This window comes from Octadecabacter antarcticus 307 (assembly GCF_000155675.2).
Taxonomy (GTDB): domain Bacteria; phylum Pseudomonadota; class Alphaproteobacteria; order Rhodobacterales; family Rhodobacteraceae; genus Octadecabacter; species Octadecabacter antarcticus.
In genome coordinates, this window is sequence record NC_020911.1 from 4,533,188 (window position 1) to 4,551,885 (window position 18,698).

An 18,698-nucleotide genomic window follows, 5' to 3' on the forward strand; every position below is an offset into this window, starting at 1 on the left:
TTCTGACAGGGATATTGGTGGTTAATCGGACGCCTCTAAGCCTTCGGGCAGACCGACAACCACGAAATGCAGCCCATCAGGATCAAGCAATTCACCCGCGACACGGTTCACGTCCTCTAATGTCACCGCGTTCACCAGATCGTTGCGGTTGGCGATGTATTCCGTGGGCAAGTCAACCGACTGCATGCCCACCAGAATTCCCGCGATTTCGGCATTTCCGTCAAATCGCAACGGATATGCGCCCGTCAGATAGGTCTTGGCCTGCGCCAGTTCCTGCGCCGAAACGCCCTCGGTTGCCAGCAGTTCCCATTCCGCGCGCACGACCTCGATTGCTTCTGCAATCCTACCATTAGCAGAGGCGACTTGCCCCAAATACATCTCGGACAAGTCTTTGGGAACAAGGTAGGTGTAGATGCCGTAGGTCAGGCCACGTTCCTCGCGAACTTCGCGCATCAGGCGACTTTCGACACCGTTGCCGCCAAGGATTTCGTTCAGCAAAAATGCTGCAAAGAAATCATCCGCGTCACGTTTAATGCCCGCGTGGCCGAACAGCGCAACGGACTGGGGCGTGTCGAACGGTACGATGGTTGTCCCGCCACTGAGACCGAATTCAACACGATCAGGAAACGTGGGCCCGTCTATCGGTAATTCGCCGATCAAGTCGTCGATCAATTCACCCAGTTCGTCCGCAGAAATATCACCCGCTGCGCCGACATAAACACGCCCCTGCACCAACGCATTGCGGTGGGCAGTGAACAGGTCGTCCTGCGTCAATGCCACGACGGTTTCCGCGGTGCCGTCAATCGAAGAGCCATATGGATGATCACCAAAAGCCGCCGCATCAAACGTGGCACTGGCAATGCGGTTTGGGTCTTGTGCGTCGGATCGCAGGATAGATTGCACCTGCGCGCGCACCCGTTCGATCGCATCATCGTCAAAGCGCGGATTGACCATAGCCGCGCGCAACAACGCCACTGCTTCATCGCGGCTTTCAGTCAGGAACACTGCCGAAATCGAAACGGAATCGTCACGTGCGTTAAACCCGTACGACGCAGCGAGGGCTTCGCGGGCCTCTTGGAAACCACGTGCATCCAATTCACCGGACCCTTCCTCAAGCAGTGCCATCATCAGGTTCGTGGCCCCGCGTTTTCCGGGCAGGTCCAGTGATGCACCGCCTTCGAAAACGATTTCAATCGCGACGAACGGGATCGAATTTTCCTGCACAAGCCACGCATCAATGCCACCCGGCGATGTGATTTCCTGAATGTCGATTTCCGCGCGCGCCTGCACTGCGATCAGCGACAAAGTAAGGGCAAGGATTAGACGGATCATTGGAGGACCTCCCGGCTGGGGATGATCCAGCCTGTCACGGATTGGTTGCGGTCAAGAACACGGATTGCGGCGGCAATGACGTCTTCTTCGGTCACCGCCTGCAAGATATCGGGCCATGCTTGCACGTCTTCAACCGTCAGGCCGGATGTCAGTGCGACGCCGTATCTGCGGGCCAAGCCACCAACGTCATCGCGGGCGTAAATTTCGCCAGCTTTCAACTGTGTGCGCAAGGCGTCCATGCGTGCGGGGTCGATCCCGTTTTCAATGAATGCGGCGATGGCTGCGTCCATGGCGTCTTCTGCGTCTTGCAGAGAAACCCCTTCGGACGGCACGACCGTCAGGCCGAACGTGGTGTCATCAAGACTAACGCCACTATAGAACGCACCCACAAAAACAGCGGTGTTGGTTTCAAACTGCAATGCAATCCCGAGGGTAGATGTAAACGGCGAGCCCCCCAAAAGCTCAGCCAGATAAGTCAGCGCAGCGGCTTCTTCTTGCGCGCCCGCGTCACGTTCAGGCGCAAGGTAGCTGCGCGTCACATAGGGCTGCGCGACGCGCGGGTCTTCAAAAATCAATCGACGTTCGGCCGTTTGCGGCGGCTCTTGGCTGCGGTAGCGTTCTGGCAGGTTCGGTTCGGCAGGGATGGGGCCGTAGTGTTCCTGCGCCAGTGCCAGAACCTCTTCAGGTTCGACATCACCAGCGACGATCAGGATCGTGTTGTTTGGGGAATAATACAAGTCATAGAACGCCAACGCGTCCGCCATATCGAGTTCTTCCATCTCGTGTTTCCAGCCGATAATCGGCACACCGTGACGGTGGTTCAGGAATTGTGCCGCGCGCATTTGTTCGCGCGCCAATGCACCGGGGGAATTTTCTGTGCGCTGATTGCGTTCTTCCAAAATCACGCCACGTTCCGTCACGATATCGTCTTCTGTCAGCACCAGATTGTTCATCCGGTCAGCCTCATATTGCATCATCAGCGGCAGGCGGTCGGCGGCGACACGCTGGAAGTATCCGGTATAATCATAACTGGTGAATGCGTTGTCCGACCCACCGTTTTCGGCAACGATACGCTGGAATTCACCACTTTCCACTGTGTCAGTCGCCTTGAACAGCAAATGTTCCAGATAATGCGCGACACCGGACGATCCGACCGGTTCATCGGCTGATCCAGCGCGATACCACAACATATGCACCACGACAGGGGCGCGGTGATCTTCGATAACTACCACATCCATCCCATTGTCGAGCTGGAAGGTCGTTACTTCCTCTGCCTGTGTTAGAACGGGGGCAGACGTGGCGAACACGGCAAAGGCCGCAGCGAGAAGACGCATTTGTATAACTCCGCTATTGATCTGTAGTGAACTTACGCCGCGCGCCGCGCGCTTCAAGGGGCCATACGCGGATGTGAGGTGGCGTTATGAATTGGGTCAACGACTGCCCCCGACGACGTGGTGAATTACTGGGGTGGCGCCGACGGCGTTGCGACACCTGCATTGCGGAAACGCTGAAGCTCTGAATAGGCGTCAAGCGCTTGGCGCGCGTAGGCGCTGAAATAGCGATCCCGCCCACGGATGAAGCCAAAACGCGACTGGCGCGTGCGGAACGCTGCATCCTCGGACGCGAGCGTTTGGCGGATTGTCGGGTCAACACCATTGCGGCTGGCAGCAGTCACCAAGGCACCGTCACCTGCAGGAATTCCATTGGGGATCAACGCGTTCGGGTTACCGCCCAGAACCGCGACCGCATCCGCATTTGGCCTTGGGTCGGTACGGTTGGATTGGCCTGGCGTCGGCGTTGGCAGGTTCGTGACATCATTGGGCAGGACCAGCGCACCGACGGGCAATACCCCAAATTCGTCTGGTCCCCCCCCGTTTGCGCGCAGGTCACGCAATCCGCGATCCCCGCCCGCACAGGCGGTCAGCATCAAAATCACACCGAAACACAAGATCAGTTTCATCGTACCCTCACGTCTTCCCTATCGCGTTCTAACGCAAACCTTAGCTCACGTCACGCGGTCTTCTTTTTGTCGTCGCCATCCGTAAACAGCACAAGCCCGATCGCCCCAGCAAATATCGAAATATCCGCGACGTTGAACGCAAATGGGTTGTTGATCCCACAGCATGACATATTCAGGAAATCTGCGACTGCGCCATAAAGAACGCGGTCGATCACATTGCCCAACGCACCGCCAATCAGCAGGCCCGCACTGATCATGCCCCAACGCCCCGGAGGATCACGGCGCAACCACCAAATCACAAAACCGCAGATGGCAAACGCGACGACAATCAGAATCCAGCGCAGATCATAACCTGCAAACAGGCCGAAATTGACGCCCCGGTTCCACGCCATCGTCAGCACCAGAAACGGTTCAAACACATCAACCCGTGCCGGATATGGCAGCGCATCAACGTCTGACCCGATCAGGCTGCCGGGCAAACCAAACACGTGATACAAGACGACATATTTGATGAATTGGTCGATCAGGAACACCCAAATCGCCACTCCGGTCATGGTCCGCATCTCAGGTCCTTCCCTCTTGTTGCGCATCTAGTGACGGAAGTGGCGCATGCCGGTGAACACCATGGCGAGGCCAGCCTCGTCTGCGGCTGCAATCACTTCATCGTCGCGCATGGACCCACCTGGTTGGATGACACATGACGCGCCCGCCGCAGCGGCCTCAAGCAGGCCATCAGCAAATGGGAAGAACGCGTCAGACGCCACAGCGGACCCTTTGGTCAGGGGTTCGGGAAGTCCCAGCGCATCGGCCATGCGTGCGGCCTTTTTCGCGGCAATTAAGGCGCTGTCAATCCGGCTCATCTGACCCGCACCAACACCCACCGTCGCACCGTCTTTGACATAAACAATCGCATTGGACTTGACGTGTTTTGCAACCTTCCAAGCAAACAACAGATCGGCCATTTGCGCATCGGTCGGTTTCACCTTGGTCACGATCCTAAGGTCACAGGCCGCGACACGCCCGTTGTCCTTATCCTGCATCAGATACCCGCCCGACACCTGACGGATCGTCTGTGCCACAGCCAGCGGATCGGCCAACGCACCCGTCGTCAGCAGCCGAAGATTCTTTTTGGCAGCGAAAATTTCCTTCGCTGCGTCTGTCGCAGATGGCGCGATAACGACTTCCGTGAAAATGCCTGTGATCGCTTCGGCAGTTTCAGCGTCCAGTTCACCGTTCAGTGCAATAATACCGCCGAACGCACTGGTCTGGTCGCATTGAAACGCCTTTTGGTAGGCCTGCGCCAAGGTCGCGCCCACCGCCACACCACATGGGTTGGCGTGTTTGATGATCGCCACTGCGGGGCCGTCAGCAGGTGTAAATTCACTGACCAATTCAAACGCAGCATCAGTGTCATTGATGTTGTTGTACGACAGCTCTTTGCCTTGATGCTGCGTCGCCGTCGCCACGCCGGGTCGGCCCGACCCATCCAGATAGAAAGTCGCTGCCTGATGCGGGTTTTCGCCATAGCGCAATGTTTGCGCCAGCGTTCCTGCCACAGCCTTGCGGCGCGGTGCGGTATTACCAAGTGCGCCTGCCATCCAGGTGCTGACCGCGGCGTCATAGGCGGCCGTGCGCGCATAGGCGGTTTGGGCCAGTGTTTGGCGGAACGCCAATCCGGTCGCCCCGTCGTTAGCGTCCAATTCAGCCAAAAGCGCATCATAGTCCTGCGCATCCACCACCACGTTCACAAATGCATGGTTCTTTGCCGCCGCGCGAATCATCGCGGGGCCACCGATATCGATATTCTCGATGCAGTCATCGTATCCAGCACCCGATGCGACGGTCGTCTCAAACGGATACAGGTTCACCACCAACAGATCGATCACACCGATCCCGTGTTCTTTCATCGCCGCCAAATGCGCGTCGTTGTCGCGCAGCGCCAACAATCCACCATGCACCGCCGGGTGCAGTGTTTTTACGCGGCCATCCATCATTTCGGGAAAGCCTGTCACATCCGCGACATCGCGCACGCCCAGCCCTGCGTCGCGCAACGCCTTTGCAGACCCACCCGTTGACAATAATTCCACACCGCGCGCGGACAGTGCCCGCCCAAGGTCGATCAATCCGGTCTTATCAGATACAGATAGTAGCGCTCGCGTAATTGGGTGAAGGTCGGTCATGTGGGCCCCCTCAGGCAGGTCAAACGTCTAGTTCTGGCTGTTTCTCTTTCACATCGCGCAAGGTCGTTGGCGTGTCTTGCGCCTTGGACAAAGACCAGCGGATGCGCGTCGCATATGACATTGCGCGTCCGGATAAAACCACCTGTTGCGCAGCACGCGGGCGCAGGCGACCATTTTCAAGATAAACCGACGGGTCAAGACGCATTTCACCGGCGCCGTCGTGACGGAAGACCCAAATCTCACCAGATTTCTGCGTCAGCGAAACTGCTGCGCCACCCAGATCGACAATCGCGTCCACCTCGGGATGCAAATGAAACCGCACGGACCACGGAATGCCTTGCAGCTTTGCAGCGTCGAGCGCTTTGTCAAAAAGTGGCTCGTCAAACGCCTCAAGGATCGTCAACAGGTCTTCACCCGCCAGCGCCCGCCCGTCTTGGCTCAAATCAAGTGTGCGGACATGGGTCAACCCGTGCGACGCACGGTAGCCATCATGGGCCATTTCAAGTCGATCGCCGTCCCCCAGCGCTGTGAATTCCGATTGCACGTTTTTAGGCCCGGCACACAGCAGTTCCGCACCGTCTTTGCGCACCTCAATGTGGGCCGATGACACGCCTTCGATGCAGAGTGTCGAATGGCTCGGTGTGGCGCGTCCGGCGCGGCGCCATTCGGGGCCAAAGCTGCTCCCTGATCCACAGTTCACAATCAACGGACGTCGGCCGGACGTCAGTTCCAGCGCGAGCGTCGAGGCATGGGCCTCGGCCGCTGCGACACCGATAGGCGGCGCTGCCGTGTCTGCGATCAAACTCGTGCGACCTGCGGCAAGCCTTCCGTAGCCCATGTGCAAACCCTGATTGGGTTGTTCCATCGTGCCGACCGCCGCCAGCGCATGATCAAGCCAGCCATCGAGCCCGCGACCACCACCGTGAAACCGCGCCAAGCCACCGTCAGAATGGCGTACAGCCCGCAGCGCAGGCGCAATCCGCGCCATCGCTGAAAGTATCGCTTCAGGGACTTCACGTCCCGATCCGCTGAGCGCAGTTTCAACCCAGGTAAGCAGGGTCAGGATTTCCAACAATTCTTCCGGGTTACGCGATGGAATACCACCATCCGGCCCAATCTGGACTTTGCAATCGCGGGCCAGAACCGCAATCGCAGGATCAACGCGGTCTTCCATGCCTTGCAGGGACAGCCCTGCGTAAATCATACCGGCCAATGCCTCAAATCGGGGCAGGCCCGCCCGCGCAACGTGCCAGCGACGCGATAAAAAAATCGCCTGTTGGGCGGCGGATTTATAATAGGTTTGTGTTGCGTCTTTTTCAGCCCCACGCAGCAGGAAAAATCCGTGTGCGATCCAGCGGATCAATCGCCGCCCTGTGATGTCAGGCGTCCAGCCCGCACCGCGACCGTGGCCATACCGCGTGATCCAATCGCCCACCCAGCTTTGCGCCGCTACCCGCGCTTTTGTGTCCCCGACTGCCGCCAGATCATCAAGCCAAGAAAACCCATGCACCGAATTAGTCGATGTCGTCACCCGTTCCGCCGCATCCCAAAGGCTAACGCCCGGTGCTTCGATCAGATGACCCGAGAACAAGAAATTCCCCGCAAGTAGCTGCCTGCCACGGGCGTAATGCCCGATCATTTTAGGTTCGGGATTGGACTGAAACCCCGTCGCAGGTCGTGTCCGCGCCGCCCGCCGCGCATGCAGCCGGTTCATCAAACGTTCGCGTCTTGAATATGTGTCGGATGTGTCCACTGCGTCGCCTCGTCCTTCGCCCGTGCCATTCAGCATCTTTGCGTTAACGGCTTATACCTTCATTTCGGATGCGGGGTCACGTTCTAAGTCATACAGGCTTACGCAGCTGCACAATATAGAACCCGTCCATGCCGCCTTTGTCCGCCCAATAATCAGGTCGCAGACGAAGGCCGCCATCCTCAGTGCGCCACGCAGGGTCGATACCACTACGATCAAGGGCAGACGCATCGACCGTCAAACCGCGGTGACGCGCTAGCGCTTCTTCGACCTGAACTTCACCCTCATCAGGCAATAGCGAACAGGTGCAAAACACCAACCGCCCACCCGGATTCAGAAGGCTCAGCGCGTGATCGATCATGCGTGCCTGTTGGTGGATCAGGATACCAAATTCGGACCCGTCTTTGGCATACGGCAAATCGGGGTGGCGGCGGATTGTGCCGGTCGCAGAACAGGGGGCATCCAGCAAAATAGCGTCAAAACCACCGCTGGTGAAAGCGAATGCATCTGCTGTGATCGTTGTCGCATTCAACCCTGTGCGTTTCAAATTCTCGCCCACGCGGATCATGCGCCCTTCGGACGAATCCACCGCCGTTACATCAGCACCTGCCATGGCTAGCTGCATGGTCTTACCACCCGGCGCCGCACACAAATCAAGGATTTTTTCACCCTTTTGAGGGGCCAGAATTTGCACAGGAATCGCCGCAGCCGCGTCTTGCACCCACCAATCACCAGACTCAAATCCCGGTAAGGTTGAAACCTGCCCAGCATCGCGCAAACGAATGGTTCCCGTCGGCAAAATTTCGCCTTTCAACGTCTCGTTTGCGGCCTGTGGGTCGCCCTTCGCGGTGATGTCCAGCGGCGCACCTGCGAACTGTGCCGTCTCAATCGCAGCGACAATCTCTGGGCCATAGGCATCTTTCAGCGGGCTGCGCAACCAACCGGGCATGCGCGGTGTAGCCAATTGCGCCCATCCCTCGGGGCCTTCGGCCGCGACTTTGCGCAGCACTGCATTGACCAGACCTTTCATGGACGACGTGCGCTTGTTGCGGGCCACCATTTCAACGCCAGCGTTCACCACACCATACGCTGCTTCGCCACCCGCCAGCTCAACGGTGCAAAGCCGCAAAACATTTCGCACCGACAATGGCGGGGTCTTTTGCAAGAACCGCGCCAACATCCGATCTGCACGCGCCAATCCACGCAAAGTCTCGGTCGTGAGGCGCTGGGCGCGGGCACGGTCTTCTGGTGAAAGATGCTGCAACGCGCCTTCCCCAATGAGTTCCGGCAGCAATTTACCTTCGCCGGTAACCTGATCGAGCATGTACAATGCGGCCCTGCGTGGCCCTAAACCTTGTTGCTGCGACATCTCTTACCCCTTGGCTATTGCTCGATGCGGCGTATATCACACATACAACCGCCGCAAGGAGCCGACATGACTGACAAGCCCAAAGACATCAGCGATGCCGCCAAACGCGCCCTTTCCGAGGCGGACGATCGCCGCAAAAAGGCAAAAGCAATGGAACTGCCCGAAGAACTTGGTGGTCGTGACGGCCCAGAACCCGTTCGTTTTGGCGATTGGGAAAGAAGAGGCATCGCCGTCGATTTCTAGCGGCATGGCGCGTTAGCGAATGCGCAGCACCGCGTCATTGCCTTCACCTTTATCGACTGTAAACCGGATACGATTGCCATTCACCTCGACCAACTGGCAATTGTAGTCAATCGCGGTGCCCGACCAGTTCATGTCGCGGCAGAAATATCCGTCTTCCCAGATCCATGACCCCGAAATGCCCCAGCCGATGGCACGGCCTGCGATGGTTCCATTAGCCGACACATTCAGTGTAAGCCCATAAATCGCAATCCTAAGGTCTTTTCCATCGACAGCGTTCACAAATGTTTCGCGGTCGTTAATACGCTCGAACGCTTGGACACTTTCAGGCAGGGCCACACATAGGGTCAAAATTAATGCAAGGGCGCGAAACATAACAAGTCTCCTAAACACAATCTATTACACTTACGCGCGAAGCTCTGAATCAGTTTAATCTTCGCTTAGACCCAGCACATCGAACATGGTGTAGGATCCGGGTTTTTGGGTCTGCCCCCAAATCGCGGCCTTCAGCGCACCACGGGCAAAAACAGCGCGATCCGTCGCAATATGCGTCAGCTTGATCCGCTCGCCGGCTGCGGCAAACAACACATCATGTTCGCCCACAATGTCGCCGCCACGGATCGCTGTGAAACCAATATCGCCCCGCGTGCGCGCGCCTGTAATTCCGTCACGCCCAGAATCACTGACGTCTTTCAGCACCACTCCACGCCCTTGGGCAGCCGCTTCGCCCAGCATCAACGCAGTACCAGATGGCGCATCGATCTTGTGGTGATGGTGTGCCTCGATGATCTCAATATCGAAATCCTCATCTAGCGCCGCAGCGACTTTCTTGGTCAACTGCACCAACAGGTTCACACCGAGCGACATATTCCCTGCCCGCACAATCACCGCATGGCGTGCTGCCGCGTCGAGTTTTGCAATATCGCCTTCCGTCAAACCTGTCGTGCCAATCACATGCACGGCGCGGGCTTGCGCGGCCAGTTCGGCAAAGCCAATCGTTGCAGCAGGTGCCGTGAAATCAATAATCGCTTGCGCACTCGCAAATGATGTGACCGGATCATCACTGACACTTACGCCAATCGCGGCGCCGCCCATAGCAATACCAACGTCCTGACCGACCCAATCATGACCCACCCGTTCCAACACACCGATCAGCGTGCAGGCATCGGATGCCTGCACAGCATTGATCAACATCTGCCCCATTCGGCCAGACCCACCTGTCACCACGATCCCCGGTAAATCCGTCATGTTCGTATCCTTTTGTAATTTGGCCGTAACATCCGCGTGGACCTGCTTGGCAATGCCACTCAATCCCCTTACATGGACGACATGGCAAAGAATAGATTTCAAGGCAAGGACGGTCCAACGACACGGCAATTGCGCGTGGGCGAATTGATCCGCCGTACAATGTCCGAACTTTTGCAGCGCGGAGAGGTCCACGACCCCGACTTGCAGCGTATGTCCATCACCGTCGGCGAAGTCCGCATGACGCCCGACCTTAGCATCGCGACATGTTTTGTGCTGCCGCTCGGCGGTAAAGACGCAGACGTGGCGATTGCGGCTTTGGCGCGCAACAAAGGCGAACTCAGACATCTCATATCGCGCGGCATGAAACTAAAGGTCACGCCAGACCTGCGGTTTCGCATCGACGATATGTACGACCGCATGGATGCCACCCGTGTGATGTTCGCCCAAGACCGCGTGGCAAAGGATGTGGCCGCTGAGCCTGAGAGCCCTGATTCTGAAGACACAGACTGATGCGTTGGCTGGTAGGTCTTTTCCTGCTGGCCCAAGGCGCAGGACTGCCCGCTGCAGCAGTGACCTGCGAAGACATCGACCATTTAGGCGCGTCCTATACTATCTGCGAAGTGACAGCCGACGAAGACCTGCAACTGTTCTTGCGCGACAGTGCTGGCGACATATTGGGCGGTTTTTCTGCTGTTGAAAACGACACGGGCCGCGAACTTGCGTTCGCGATGAATGCTGGCATGTATCACCAAAACCGCGATCCGGTCGGGCATTACATCGAAGACGGCATACAAGAATCCCGCGTTATTTCGTCAGATGGCCCCGGAAATTTCGGCCTGCTGCCCAATGGCGTATTTTGCATCGCAGACACCCTGCGTGTCTTTGAAACCTTCGACTACCTAGATCGCCAACCCAACTGCACGCACGCCGTTCAATCCGGCCCCATGTTGGTGATCGACAGCGCGCTGCACCCGCAATTCATCGCCAATGGAAAGTCCAAATTCATCCGCAATGGCGTTGGCACATCCAGCGACGGCAGCCGCGCGGTGTTTGCGATCTCGAATAATGCCGTGAATTTCCACGATTTTGGCACGCTGTTCCGCGACCGCCTTTCGCTCCCCGATGCGCTATACTTCGATGGTAAGATAAGCAGGCTTTATGCTCCGTCCCTCAACCGCTCCGATTTCGGCTGGCAGCTTGGCTCGATCGTTGGCGTGCTCAACTGACCTGTGCTTGACGCGCCGCACGCAGCAGACTACCCCGCCAGCTTGATCGAACACCGGAGATTTCATGGCACGCAAACGCAAAGGACGCGACCTACACGGGTGGCTTGTCGTGGACAAACCGGCGGGGATCACGTCGACATCAGTTGTCAACAAAGTAAAATGGGCGCTGGATGCGAAAAAGGCCGGTCATGCGGGCACCTTGGATCCTGACGCGACGGGCGTTTTGGCCGTAGCCTTGGGCGAGGCGACAAAAACTGTCCCCTACATCACCGACGCGCTAAAAGCCTACACATTCACCGTGCGTCTTGGGCAAAAAACCAACACCGACGACGCCGAAGGCGAAATTACCGCCCAAAGTGACACGCGCCCGACAGATGATGAAATCAAAGCCCAGCTCGCCCAATTTGTCGGCGACATCATGCAGACGCCGCCTCTTTTCTCAGCTGTCAAGATTGATGGTGAACGCGCCTACAAACGCGCCCGCGACGGTGAGGAATTCGAAATCGCAGCACGCCCCCTTTGGGTCGAAGAACTGTTGCTGACAGACCGACCTGACGTCGACCACGTCACGCTTGAAATGACCTGCGGCAAAGGCGGCTACGTACGCGCCATTGCCCGCGACCTAGGCGACGCCTTGGGTTGTTTTGGCCACGTGCGCGAATTGCGTCGTGTCTGGTCTGGCCCGTTTGATGCCAAAGACGGCGTCACGCTGGACCAATTGGACACGCATGCGAAAACCGACGGGCTCGACCATCTGATCCTGCCCCTCGAAGCGGGCCTCACCGACCTGCCGCGCGTCCATTGCCCGGAATCGAGTGTCACCAAGCTGCGCAACGGCAACCCCGCGCTGGTCATGGGCGACGTGGAATACGGTGACGAGTGTTGGGCCGACCATTCAGGCCAAGCCATCGCCGTCGGCATATTCAAATCCGGTGAACTTCACCCAACGCGGGTGTTCGTACGTTCTTAATCGCTTCATCTTAGCTGAAAAATCTGCCCGAGAGGCCCTTCGATTACATGCTCACCGGTGCTTATCAATCAAGATCGGATTGCCGTCAGGGTCGATCACAACGGACGATCCGATTCCCGTATCTTCGCCGGCTTCTTGCGAAACCTCATACCCTGCGGCCTTCGCTTTTGCCTTGATGTCGCGGACATCGTCGAACGGATTTACCTCTTGTGCCGACTGGCCCCAGCCAGGATTAAACGTCAGCATATTGCGCTCGAACATGCCTTGGAACAGGCCAACCAGTGTGTCGCCGTTTTTCATGATCGCATAATTGTGCTCGTCTGTGCCACCGAACCGCGTGAACCCAAGATCGCCGTAAAACGCAACTGATGTCGCAAGGTCTTTGACCGTCAAACTGATGGAAAATGCGCCAAGTGCCATGTCGTATCCTTTCTGACGTCCCCCAAGCTCTAGCACATTTTGCGCGACTTGGTCATAAGCCCATCATGATCACCCGAACCCATACCAAAGGCGACGCGCTCTCCACGGCGGTCTACTCCGATTGCGAACGCTACCGCTATTCCCTGACGCGGGTCTGGGACAGCGCAGGCAGCACGGTTCAATTTGTCATGCTCAACCCGTCGACAGCCACCGAAATCCAAAATGACCCAACCGTGGAACGCTGCGAACGGCGCGCGCGCGCATTGGGGCATGGTGGCTTTCGTGTGACAAACATTTTTGCGTGGCGCGATACTGACCCACGAAAGATGCGCACGGCGATGGACCCGGTCGGCGATGAAAACGACGCCGCGATTGGTGGTGGCGCGGCATGGGCAGACGTCACGATTTGCGCGTGGGGGACCCATGGTGAACATCGTGATCGTGGCGCGTATGTCGAAGACCTTTTGCGCGCCAGTGGTGCAAAACTTCTGCACCTAGGGTTGACCAAGGCAGGACACCCCAAACACCCCCTCTACATCGCCTATTCCCAACAACCAGAACTTTGGCGCACACCGCAGGGCCCGACGCCAGATGCCGTTTGTTAACCATCCATCCACTATTTGACGATTTCATGGACACTTGGGCGTATAGTGGCGCAACGACAGGTTAGGCAGCCCAAGTGCGAATCCTCGACGGTCGCTGCTTGCCAATGATCAAAGGTGACACGTTATGCTGGCTATTATTGGGCTGCTAGGCCTCGCCATTGCAGGAACCGCACTTGTCGGGCTCCCTGCGTTATCCGGCGAATCGGACAACGACCCATTAGATGGCGCGGACGATGCAACGTCTGAAATAGCCGACGTTGGCGGCCTTTTTGATATGGATGAGGATGTCGAAAACCCGCCTGTTGATGATCTGACGGTCACTGGCTTAACAGATCACACGAACGCATCAGAAGTATCCATCGAATTCGCCCTCACGGAATCACTTGAAGGCTATGGTGAATTCTTTGGCGACGACGGGGATGATGTCGCAGAAGGTCAATCCGGCCATGACTACCTCGACGGACGTGGCGGCAATGATACGCTTTTGGGCGGTGAAGGTGATGACCATATCCATGGTGGGGCTGGCGAAGACAGTTTGTCTGGCGATGATGGTGACGACCTCGTGTACGGCTACATCGGCGACGACGACTTGTCCGGTGGAACCGGCAACGACACACTGCATGGGGGTGACGGCGACGATGTTATCAATGGCGGATCGGACAGCGACGAACTTCTGGGCGGTTACGGCGATGACACCCTGATTGGTGGGGCTGGACGCGACAACATTCAGGGCAGCGAAGGTAACGATGTGCTTGATGGTGTGACCGGCGAAGATATCGCCAAAACGGACTACTTAAACGGCAGTGAGGGGCAAGACACACTCATCGGCAATGATGGTGACGTGATGTCAGGGGGCGCAGACGCCGACAGGTTTGAAATCACCGGCGGAACCGTTTTCATCATGGATTACGCCGACGACGACTTGCTGGTTCTAAACTACGAAGGCGACGTACCGGAACTCACAACGCAATTGACGTCGGATGGGACCATCTTGCTTGCGAATGGCGCACCTGTCGCATCCCTGTTTGGTGTGACGGCCTTTGACGCAAGCACGGTCCAATTGGTCCCAACCTAATCCAATTTTCCAGACAGCACCGATCATTTTTTTTCTTTGCGTTTAGGGGGGAATCTTCTTATACGCGCGCATCTGGCTTGTTCATCAGGCTGGTTCACCCTCCATGGGCCCTGCTGGACGACATCCCGGCTTGCGCCATCCACCCTTTAATAAGGAGACCCCGATGTCGATTACTGTAGAAGACAAAACACGACTGATGAAGGAATTTGCAACCAAAGAAGGCGACACTGGTTCGCCCGAAGTTCAGGTTGCAGTCCTTACATCGCGCATCATGACCCTGACTGAGCACTTTAAGATCCACAAAAAAGACAACCACGGTCGCCGTGGCCTTCTTAAAATGGTCGCTCTGCGTCGCAAATTGCTGGATTACACCAAAGGCAAAGACGAGGCTCGTTATCAGGACCTCATCAAGCGTTTGGGCATCCGCCGCTAAACTCATACAAGACCTGCCGATGTCTCCGTTCAGGATTCGCTTTTAAGCGTAGTCCGTTCTGATTTGTTTCATTGGTATGGCGCTGTTGCTGTTTTATGTCCTCCGGTTCGCCGGGGGACATTTGATGTGCAACCTAGATGATCCTTACGTTCACCTGTCGCTGGCCGAAAATTTGCTGCGCGGACACTTCGGTGTAAATCTGAATGAGGTCGCATCGCCCTCGTCCTAAATCCTGTGTTCGTTTCTTTTGGCTGGCGCGCTTGGCCTCGGCCGTGGTGATACTGCCCCACTTGTCCTGTGGGGGCTTGAGACAGAAACTGCACGCCATGCTTTATGAAGAAGAACTCTGCGAAGGCCTTCCCGATGCCAGCTCAATCGCCGATTTAGACTGCCCTGCGCAGTAGCGCTGCCTTTCCACGTTCCCATTTCAAGAGGTTCCAGTTTGCGCACCAGCCGTGTAACCCCCTCGATATGGACATATTTCTTATCACTGCGCCCGGCCTTGAAAGTCTGCTTGCCGACGAAGCCCGTGAGCGTGGCTTCACCGTCATTGAAACCATCCCCGGTGGCGTGACGGTTACAGGCGATTGGCCAGACGTTTGGCGTGCGAACCTGACGTTGCGCGGCGCGACCCGTGTGCTGGCCCGCATCGGCGAATTTCGCGCAATGCACCTCGCGCAACTCGACAAACGGTCCAAGAAATTCCCGTGGGGTGACGTGATCCCGCAAGGCGCGACGGTCAAAGTCGAAGCGACGTGTCGCAAGTCTAAAATCTATCACGCAGGGGCCGCGCAACAGCGGGTTGAAGACGCGTTGAAAGACGTCGTCGGCGCGAACATTACCAAAACTGCGGACTTCAACATCCGTGTGCGGATCGAAGACGACCTTGTGACCTTCTCCCTCGATACTTCGGGTGAATCTTTGCACAAGCGAGGCCACAAAGAGGCGGTGAACAAAGCCCCGATGCGTGAAACGCTGGCGTCGCTATTCCTGCGCGGATGCGGTTATGATGGCAATGAACCTGTCTATGATCCGATGTGCGGATCAGGCACGTTCCCGATTGAAGCCGCTGAAATTGCAATGGCAATGGATGCAGGGCGCAGTCGCGGGTTCGCGTTTCAAGACCTTGCCAGTTATGATGCAACAGCCTTCGATGCATTGCGCAGCGGGCCGAAAGATACACCGCATCGCTTTTATGGGACCGACCGTGACGCAGGCGCCATTCGGATGTGCCAAGCCAACGCAGAACGCGCGGGCGTGACCGAACAGACCGACTTCCAGATGAAACCGATCAGCGATATCACCCCGCCCTGCAAAGACAATGGCCTCGTGATCGCCAATCCGCCCTACGGCGGACGCATCGGCAACAAAAAACCATTGTACGGGCTGTATGCGTCGCTTGGTGAACGTCTAAAAAAGGAATTCAAAGGTTGGCGGGTGGGCATTATCACATCCGAACAGAGCCTCGCAAAGGCAACTGGCCTGCCGTTTAAACCCGTCGGCCCAGTGGTCAACCACGGCGGCATCAAGATCAGGCTTTGGCAGACGGACCCACTGCACTGACGTTCGCAGCGACAACAATAACACAAGCCTTCCCAAACCCATAAAACCCGTATAAACGCGCAACATCTGCAACGTGACGCTTATGACCCCGGCGTTCGCATATGGATATGGGGTCGGTGGCAATGGGGCCACCAATGCAACGGGGACTTGGGATATGCCCAAGATTGCCCCGACACAGGAAACATAGATGTTTAAAGAAGTGAAAAAATCCATCCAGTGGGGCGAAGAAACGCTGACACTGGAAACTGGTAAGGTCGCACGTCAGGCAGACGGCACCGTCATCGCCACCTACGGCGAAACCACCGTTATGGCCAACGTGACGTTCGCCAAAAAGCAAAAGCCGGGGCAGGATTTCTTTCCGCTGACCGTGCACTACGGTGAAAAATATTATGCCGCCGGTAAAGTCCCGGGCGGTTTCTTCAAACGCGAGGCGCGCCCGACTGAGAAAGAGACGCTCACAAGCCGTCTTATCGACCGTCCGATCCGCCCACTGTTCGTCGAAGGCTTCAAGAACGAGGTCCTGGTGATCTGTACCGTTCTGTCCCACGATCTGGTCAACGATCCCGACATGGTTGCGATGATTGCAGCCTCCGCTGCGCTGACGATTTCCGGCGCGCCGTTCATGGGCCCAATTGCTGCTTGCCGTGTTGGTTTTGAAGGTGGCGATTACATCCTGAACCCGGAAATGGACGACATGCACAAGCTGCGTGAAAACCCTGATCAGCGTTTGGACCTTGTTGTTGCAGGCACCAAAGACGCCGTGATGATGGTTGAGTCAGAAGCATACGAGCTGTCTGAAGAAGAAATGCTTGGCGCTGTTGAATTTGCCCATGCGCAAATCCAGCCCGTCATCGACATGATCGTCGATCTGGCCGAAGACGCCGCCAAGGCACCGTTCGATTTCCAAGCGCCTGACTATTCCGGCCTGTCTAAGGCTGTTGCCAAGGCTGGCGAAAAGCAAATGCGCAAAGCCTTTGCAATCGGTGACAAGCAGGAACGCACAACGGCCGTCAACGACGCCCGCGACGCAATCAAAGCTGCGCTCAGCGAAGAGCAGCTTAGCGATGAGAACCTCGGTTCCGCGCTTAAGAAACTCGAAGCCTCCATTCTGCGCGGCGACGTTGTTAAAACTGGTAAGCGGATCGACGGTCGTAAGACTGACGAAATCCGTGACATCGTATCCGAGACTGGCATTCTGCCACGGACCCACGGTTCTGCCTTGTTCACACGCGGCGAAACCCAAGGTTTGGTTGTGACCACACTGGGCACCGGCGACGACGAACAGATGATCGACAGCCTGTCTGGCATGTATAAGTCGAATTTCATGCTGCACTACAACTTCCCCCCATACTCGGTTGGTGAAGTCGGTCGTTTCGGTTTCACGGGTCGTCGTGAAATCGGCCACGGTAAACTCGCATGGCGCGCGCTTCAGGCAGTTCTGCCAGCAGCCACGGATTTCCCTTATACAATTCGTGTTGTGTCTGAGATCACCGAGTCCAACGGCTCGTCCTCCATGGCGTCGGTATGTGGTGGCTCCTTGTCCATGATGGACGCTGGTGTTCCACTTAAGGCGCCAGTTGCTGGTGTTGCGATGGGCCTCATCATGCAGGACGACGGCTCATACGCCATTCTGTCTGATATTTTGGGTGACGAAGACCACCTCGGTGATATGGACTTCAAGGTTGCTGGTACAGAAGCAGGCATTACGTCCTTGCAGATGGACATCAAGATCGCAGGCATCACGCCCGCCATCATGAAAGAAGCACTCGCACAGGCCAAAGTCGGCCGGGTTCACATCCTTGGTGAGATGAACAAAGCGCTGTCCTCGGCTTCCGAATTCTCCGAGCACGCACCACGCATCGAAACGATGCAGATTCCAGTGGATAAAATCCGCGAAGTCATCGGTTCCGGCGGTAAAGTCATCCGCGAGATCGTCGAAATGTCCGGCGCCAAGGTCGATATCAACGACGAAGGCATCATCAAGATCGCGTCGCCAAACGGCGAAGCCATCAAGAAGGCCTACGACATGATCTGGTCCATCGTAGCCGAACCAGAAGAGGGCATGGTCTACACCGGTACAGTCGTCAAAATCGTCGACTTCGGTGCATTCGTGAACTTCTTCGGTAAGAAAGACGGCCTCGTGCATGTCAGTCAGATCGAAAACCGCCGATTGAACCACCCGTCTGACGTTCTGAAAGAAGGCCAGGAAGTAAAAGTTAAGCTTCTGGGCTTTGACGATCGCGGCAAGGTTCGCCTGTCGATGAAAGTCGTCGATCAGGTCACTGGCGAAGAAGTCAAAGAAGACGCCAAGGAAGACTAAGGTCTTT

The 18,698-nt window shown here is 56.8% G+C and carries 19 protein-coding genes; 9 read left to right on the plus strand and 10 right to left on the minus strand.

The window, feature by feature from the left end:
- Nucleotides 1-21: 21 nt before the first annotated feature.
- From OAN307_RS23225 to OAN307_RS23255, 7 genes are all read right to left on the minus strand, one after another.
- Nucleotides 22-1,332, minus strand: a complete 1,311-nt coding sequence (locus OAN307_RS23225; protein ID WP_015501843.1) for a M16 family metallopeptidase — start codon at nt 1,330-1,332, stop codon at nt 22-24.
- Nucleotides 1,329-2,666 carry a M16 family metallopeptidase gene (locus OAN307_RS23230; RefSeq protein ID WP_015501844.1) on the minus strand — a complete coding sequence of 446 codons (1,338 nt, stop codon included), beginning with the start codon at nt 2,664-2,666 and terminating at the stop codon, nt 1,329-1,331. Before OAN307_RS23230 ends, OAN307_RS23225 begins: the two co-directional genes overlap by 4 nt.
- A 125-nt stretch (nt 2,667-2,791) precedes the next feature.
- On the minus strand, nt 2,792-3,292 hold the full coding sequence (locus OAN307_RS23235) for a DUF3035 domain-containing protein (RefSeq protein WP_015501845.1): 501 nt from the start codon (nt 3,290-3,292) through the stop codon (nt 2,792-2,794).
- A 50-nt stretch (nt 3,293-3,342) separates the two neighbouring features.
- Nucleotides 3,343-3,855 (minus strand): signal peptidase II, encoded by a 513-nt coding sequence (gene lspA, locus OAN307_RS23240; RefSeq protein WP_015501846.1) that lies wholly within the window; start codon nt 3,853-3,855, stop codon nt 3,343-3,345.
- A 27-nt stretch (nt 3,856-3,882) separates the two neighbouring features.
- Entirely contained in the window at nt 3,883-5,472 is a 1,590-nt protein-coding gene (purH, locus tag OAN307_RS23245) for a bifunctional phosphoribosylaminoimidazolecarboxamide formyltransferase/IMP cyclohydrolase (protein WP_015501847.1), read from the minus strand.
- Between the two features lie 19 nt (nt 5,473-5,491).
- Nucleotides 5,492-7,261: a heparinase II/III family protein gene (locus OAN307_RS23250; RefSeq protein WP_015501848.1), complete on the minus strand. Its 1,770-nt coding sequence runs from the start codon at nt 7,259-7,261 to the stop codon at nt 5,492-5,494.
- Nucleotides 7,262-7,313: 52 nt separating this feature from the next.
- Nucleotides 7,314-8,591: an RsmB/NOP family class I SAM-dependent RNA methyltransferase gene (locus OAN307_RS23255; RefSeq protein ID WP_015501849.1), complete on the minus strand. Its 1,278-nt coding sequence runs from the start codon at nt 8,589-8,591 to the stop codon at nt 7,314-7,316.
- 66 nt (nt 8,592-8,657) lie between these two features.
- Between OAN307_RS23255 and OAN307_RS23260 the strand changes: the two genes are divergently transcribed.
- Nucleotides 8,658-8,834, plus strand: coding sequence for a DUF1674 domain-containing protein (locus OAN307_RS23260; protein WP_015501850.1), 177 nt, complete (start codon nt 8,658-8,660; stop codon nt 8,832-8,834).
- 12 nt (nt 8,835-8,846) lie between these two features.
- Here the strand turns inward: OAN307_RS23260 and OAN307_RS23265 are convergent, their stop codons facing one another.
- Nucleotides 8,847-9,206 carry a hypothetical protein gene (locus OAN307_RS23265; RefSeq protein ID WP_015501851.1) on the minus strand — a complete coding sequence of 120 codons (360 nt, stop codon included), beginning with the start codon at nt 9,204-9,206 and terminating at the stop codon, nt 8,847-8,849.
- Between the two features lie 54 nt (nt 9,207-9,260).
- Nucleotides 9,261-10,079 carry a 4-hydroxy-tetrahydrodipicolinate reductase gene (gene dapB, locus OAN307_RS23270; RefSeq protein ID WP_015501852.1) on the minus strand — a complete coding sequence of 273 codons (819 nt, stop codon included), beginning with the start codon at nt 10,077-10,079 and terminating at the stop codon, nt 9,261-9,263.
- 81 nt (nt 10,080-10,160) lie between these two features.
- On the opposite strand from dapB, the gene rbfA reads away from it, so the two are divergent.
- From rbfA to truB, 3 genes are all read left to right on the plus strand, one after another.
- Nucleotides 10,161-10,589 (plus strand): 30S ribosome-binding factor RbfA, encoded by a 429-nt coding sequence (gene rbfA, locus OAN307_RS23275; RefSeq protein WP_015501853.1) that lies wholly within the window; start codon nt 10,161-10,163, stop codon nt 10,587-10,589.
- Nucleotides 10,589-11,305: a phosphodiester glycosidase family protein gene (locus OAN307_RS23280; RefSeq protein WP_015501854.1), complete on the plus strand. Its 717-nt coding sequence runs from the start codon at nt 10,589-10,591 to the stop codon at nt 11,303-11,305. Before rbfA ends, OAN307_RS23280 begins: the two co-directional genes overlap by 1 nt.
- 64 nt (nt 11,306-11,369) lie before the next feature.
- Nucleotides 11,370-12,275: a tRNA pseudouridine(55) synthase TruB gene (gene truB, locus OAN307_RS23285; RefSeq protein ID WP_015501855.1), complete on the plus strand. Its 906-nt coding sequence runs from the start codon at nt 11,370-11,372 to the stop codon at nt 12,273-12,275.
- Between the two features lie 51 nt (nt 12,276-12,326).
- Here the strand turns inward: truB and OAN307_RS23290 are convergent, their stop codons facing one another.
- Nucleotides 12,327-12,695, minus strand: coding sequence for a VOC family protein (locus tag OAN307_RS23290; protein ID WP_015501856.1), 369 nt, complete (start codon nt 12,693-12,695; stop codon nt 12,327-12,329).
- Between the two features lie 65 nt (nt 12,696-12,760).
- Here OAN307_RS23290 and OAN307_RS23295 point away from each other — a divergent pair, with 65 nt between their 5' ends.
- The 5 genes from OAN307_RS23295 (at nt 12,761) to pnp (ending at nt 18,691) form a co-directional block, all read left to right on the plus strand.
- The gene (locus OAN307_RS23295; RefSeq protein ID WP_015501857.1) at nt 12,761-13,300 is read left to right on the plus strand and encodes a DUF1643 domain-containing protein; all 540 of its coding nucleotides are present in this window, start codon (nt 12,761-12,763) and stop codon (nt 13,298-13,300) included.
- 124 nt (nt 13,301-13,424) lie between these two features.
- The gene (locus OAN307_RS23300) at nt 13,425-14,375 is read left to right on the plus strand and encodes a calcium-binding protein (protein WP_015501858.1); all 951 of its coding nucleotides are present in this window, start codon (nt 13,425-13,427) and stop codon (nt 14,373-14,375) included.
- 163 nt (nt 14,376-14,538) lie between these two features.
- Nucleotides 14,539-14,808, plus strand: coding sequence for a 30S ribosomal protein S15 (rpsO, locus tag OAN307_RS23305; protein ID WP_015496975.1), 270 nt, complete (start codon nt 14,539-14,541; stop codon nt 14,806-14,808).
- 471 nt (nt 14,809-15,279) lie between these two features.
- A complete protein-coding gene (locus OAN307_RS23310; protein WP_015501859.1) occupies nt 15,280-16,371 on the plus strand; it encodes a THUMP domain-containing class I SAM-dependent RNA methyltransferase in 1,092 nt (363 codons plus the stop codon).
- 187 nt (nt 16,372-16,558) lie between these two features.
- Nucleotides 16,559-18,691 carry a polyribonucleotide nucleotidyltransferase gene (pnp, locus tag OAN307_RS23315; protein WP_015501860.1) on the plus strand — a complete coding sequence of 711 codons (2,133 nt, stop codon included), beginning with the start codon at nt 16,559-16,561 and terminating at the stop codon, nt 18,689-18,691.
- The last annotated feature ends 7 nt before the right edge of the window (nt 18,692-18,698 follow it).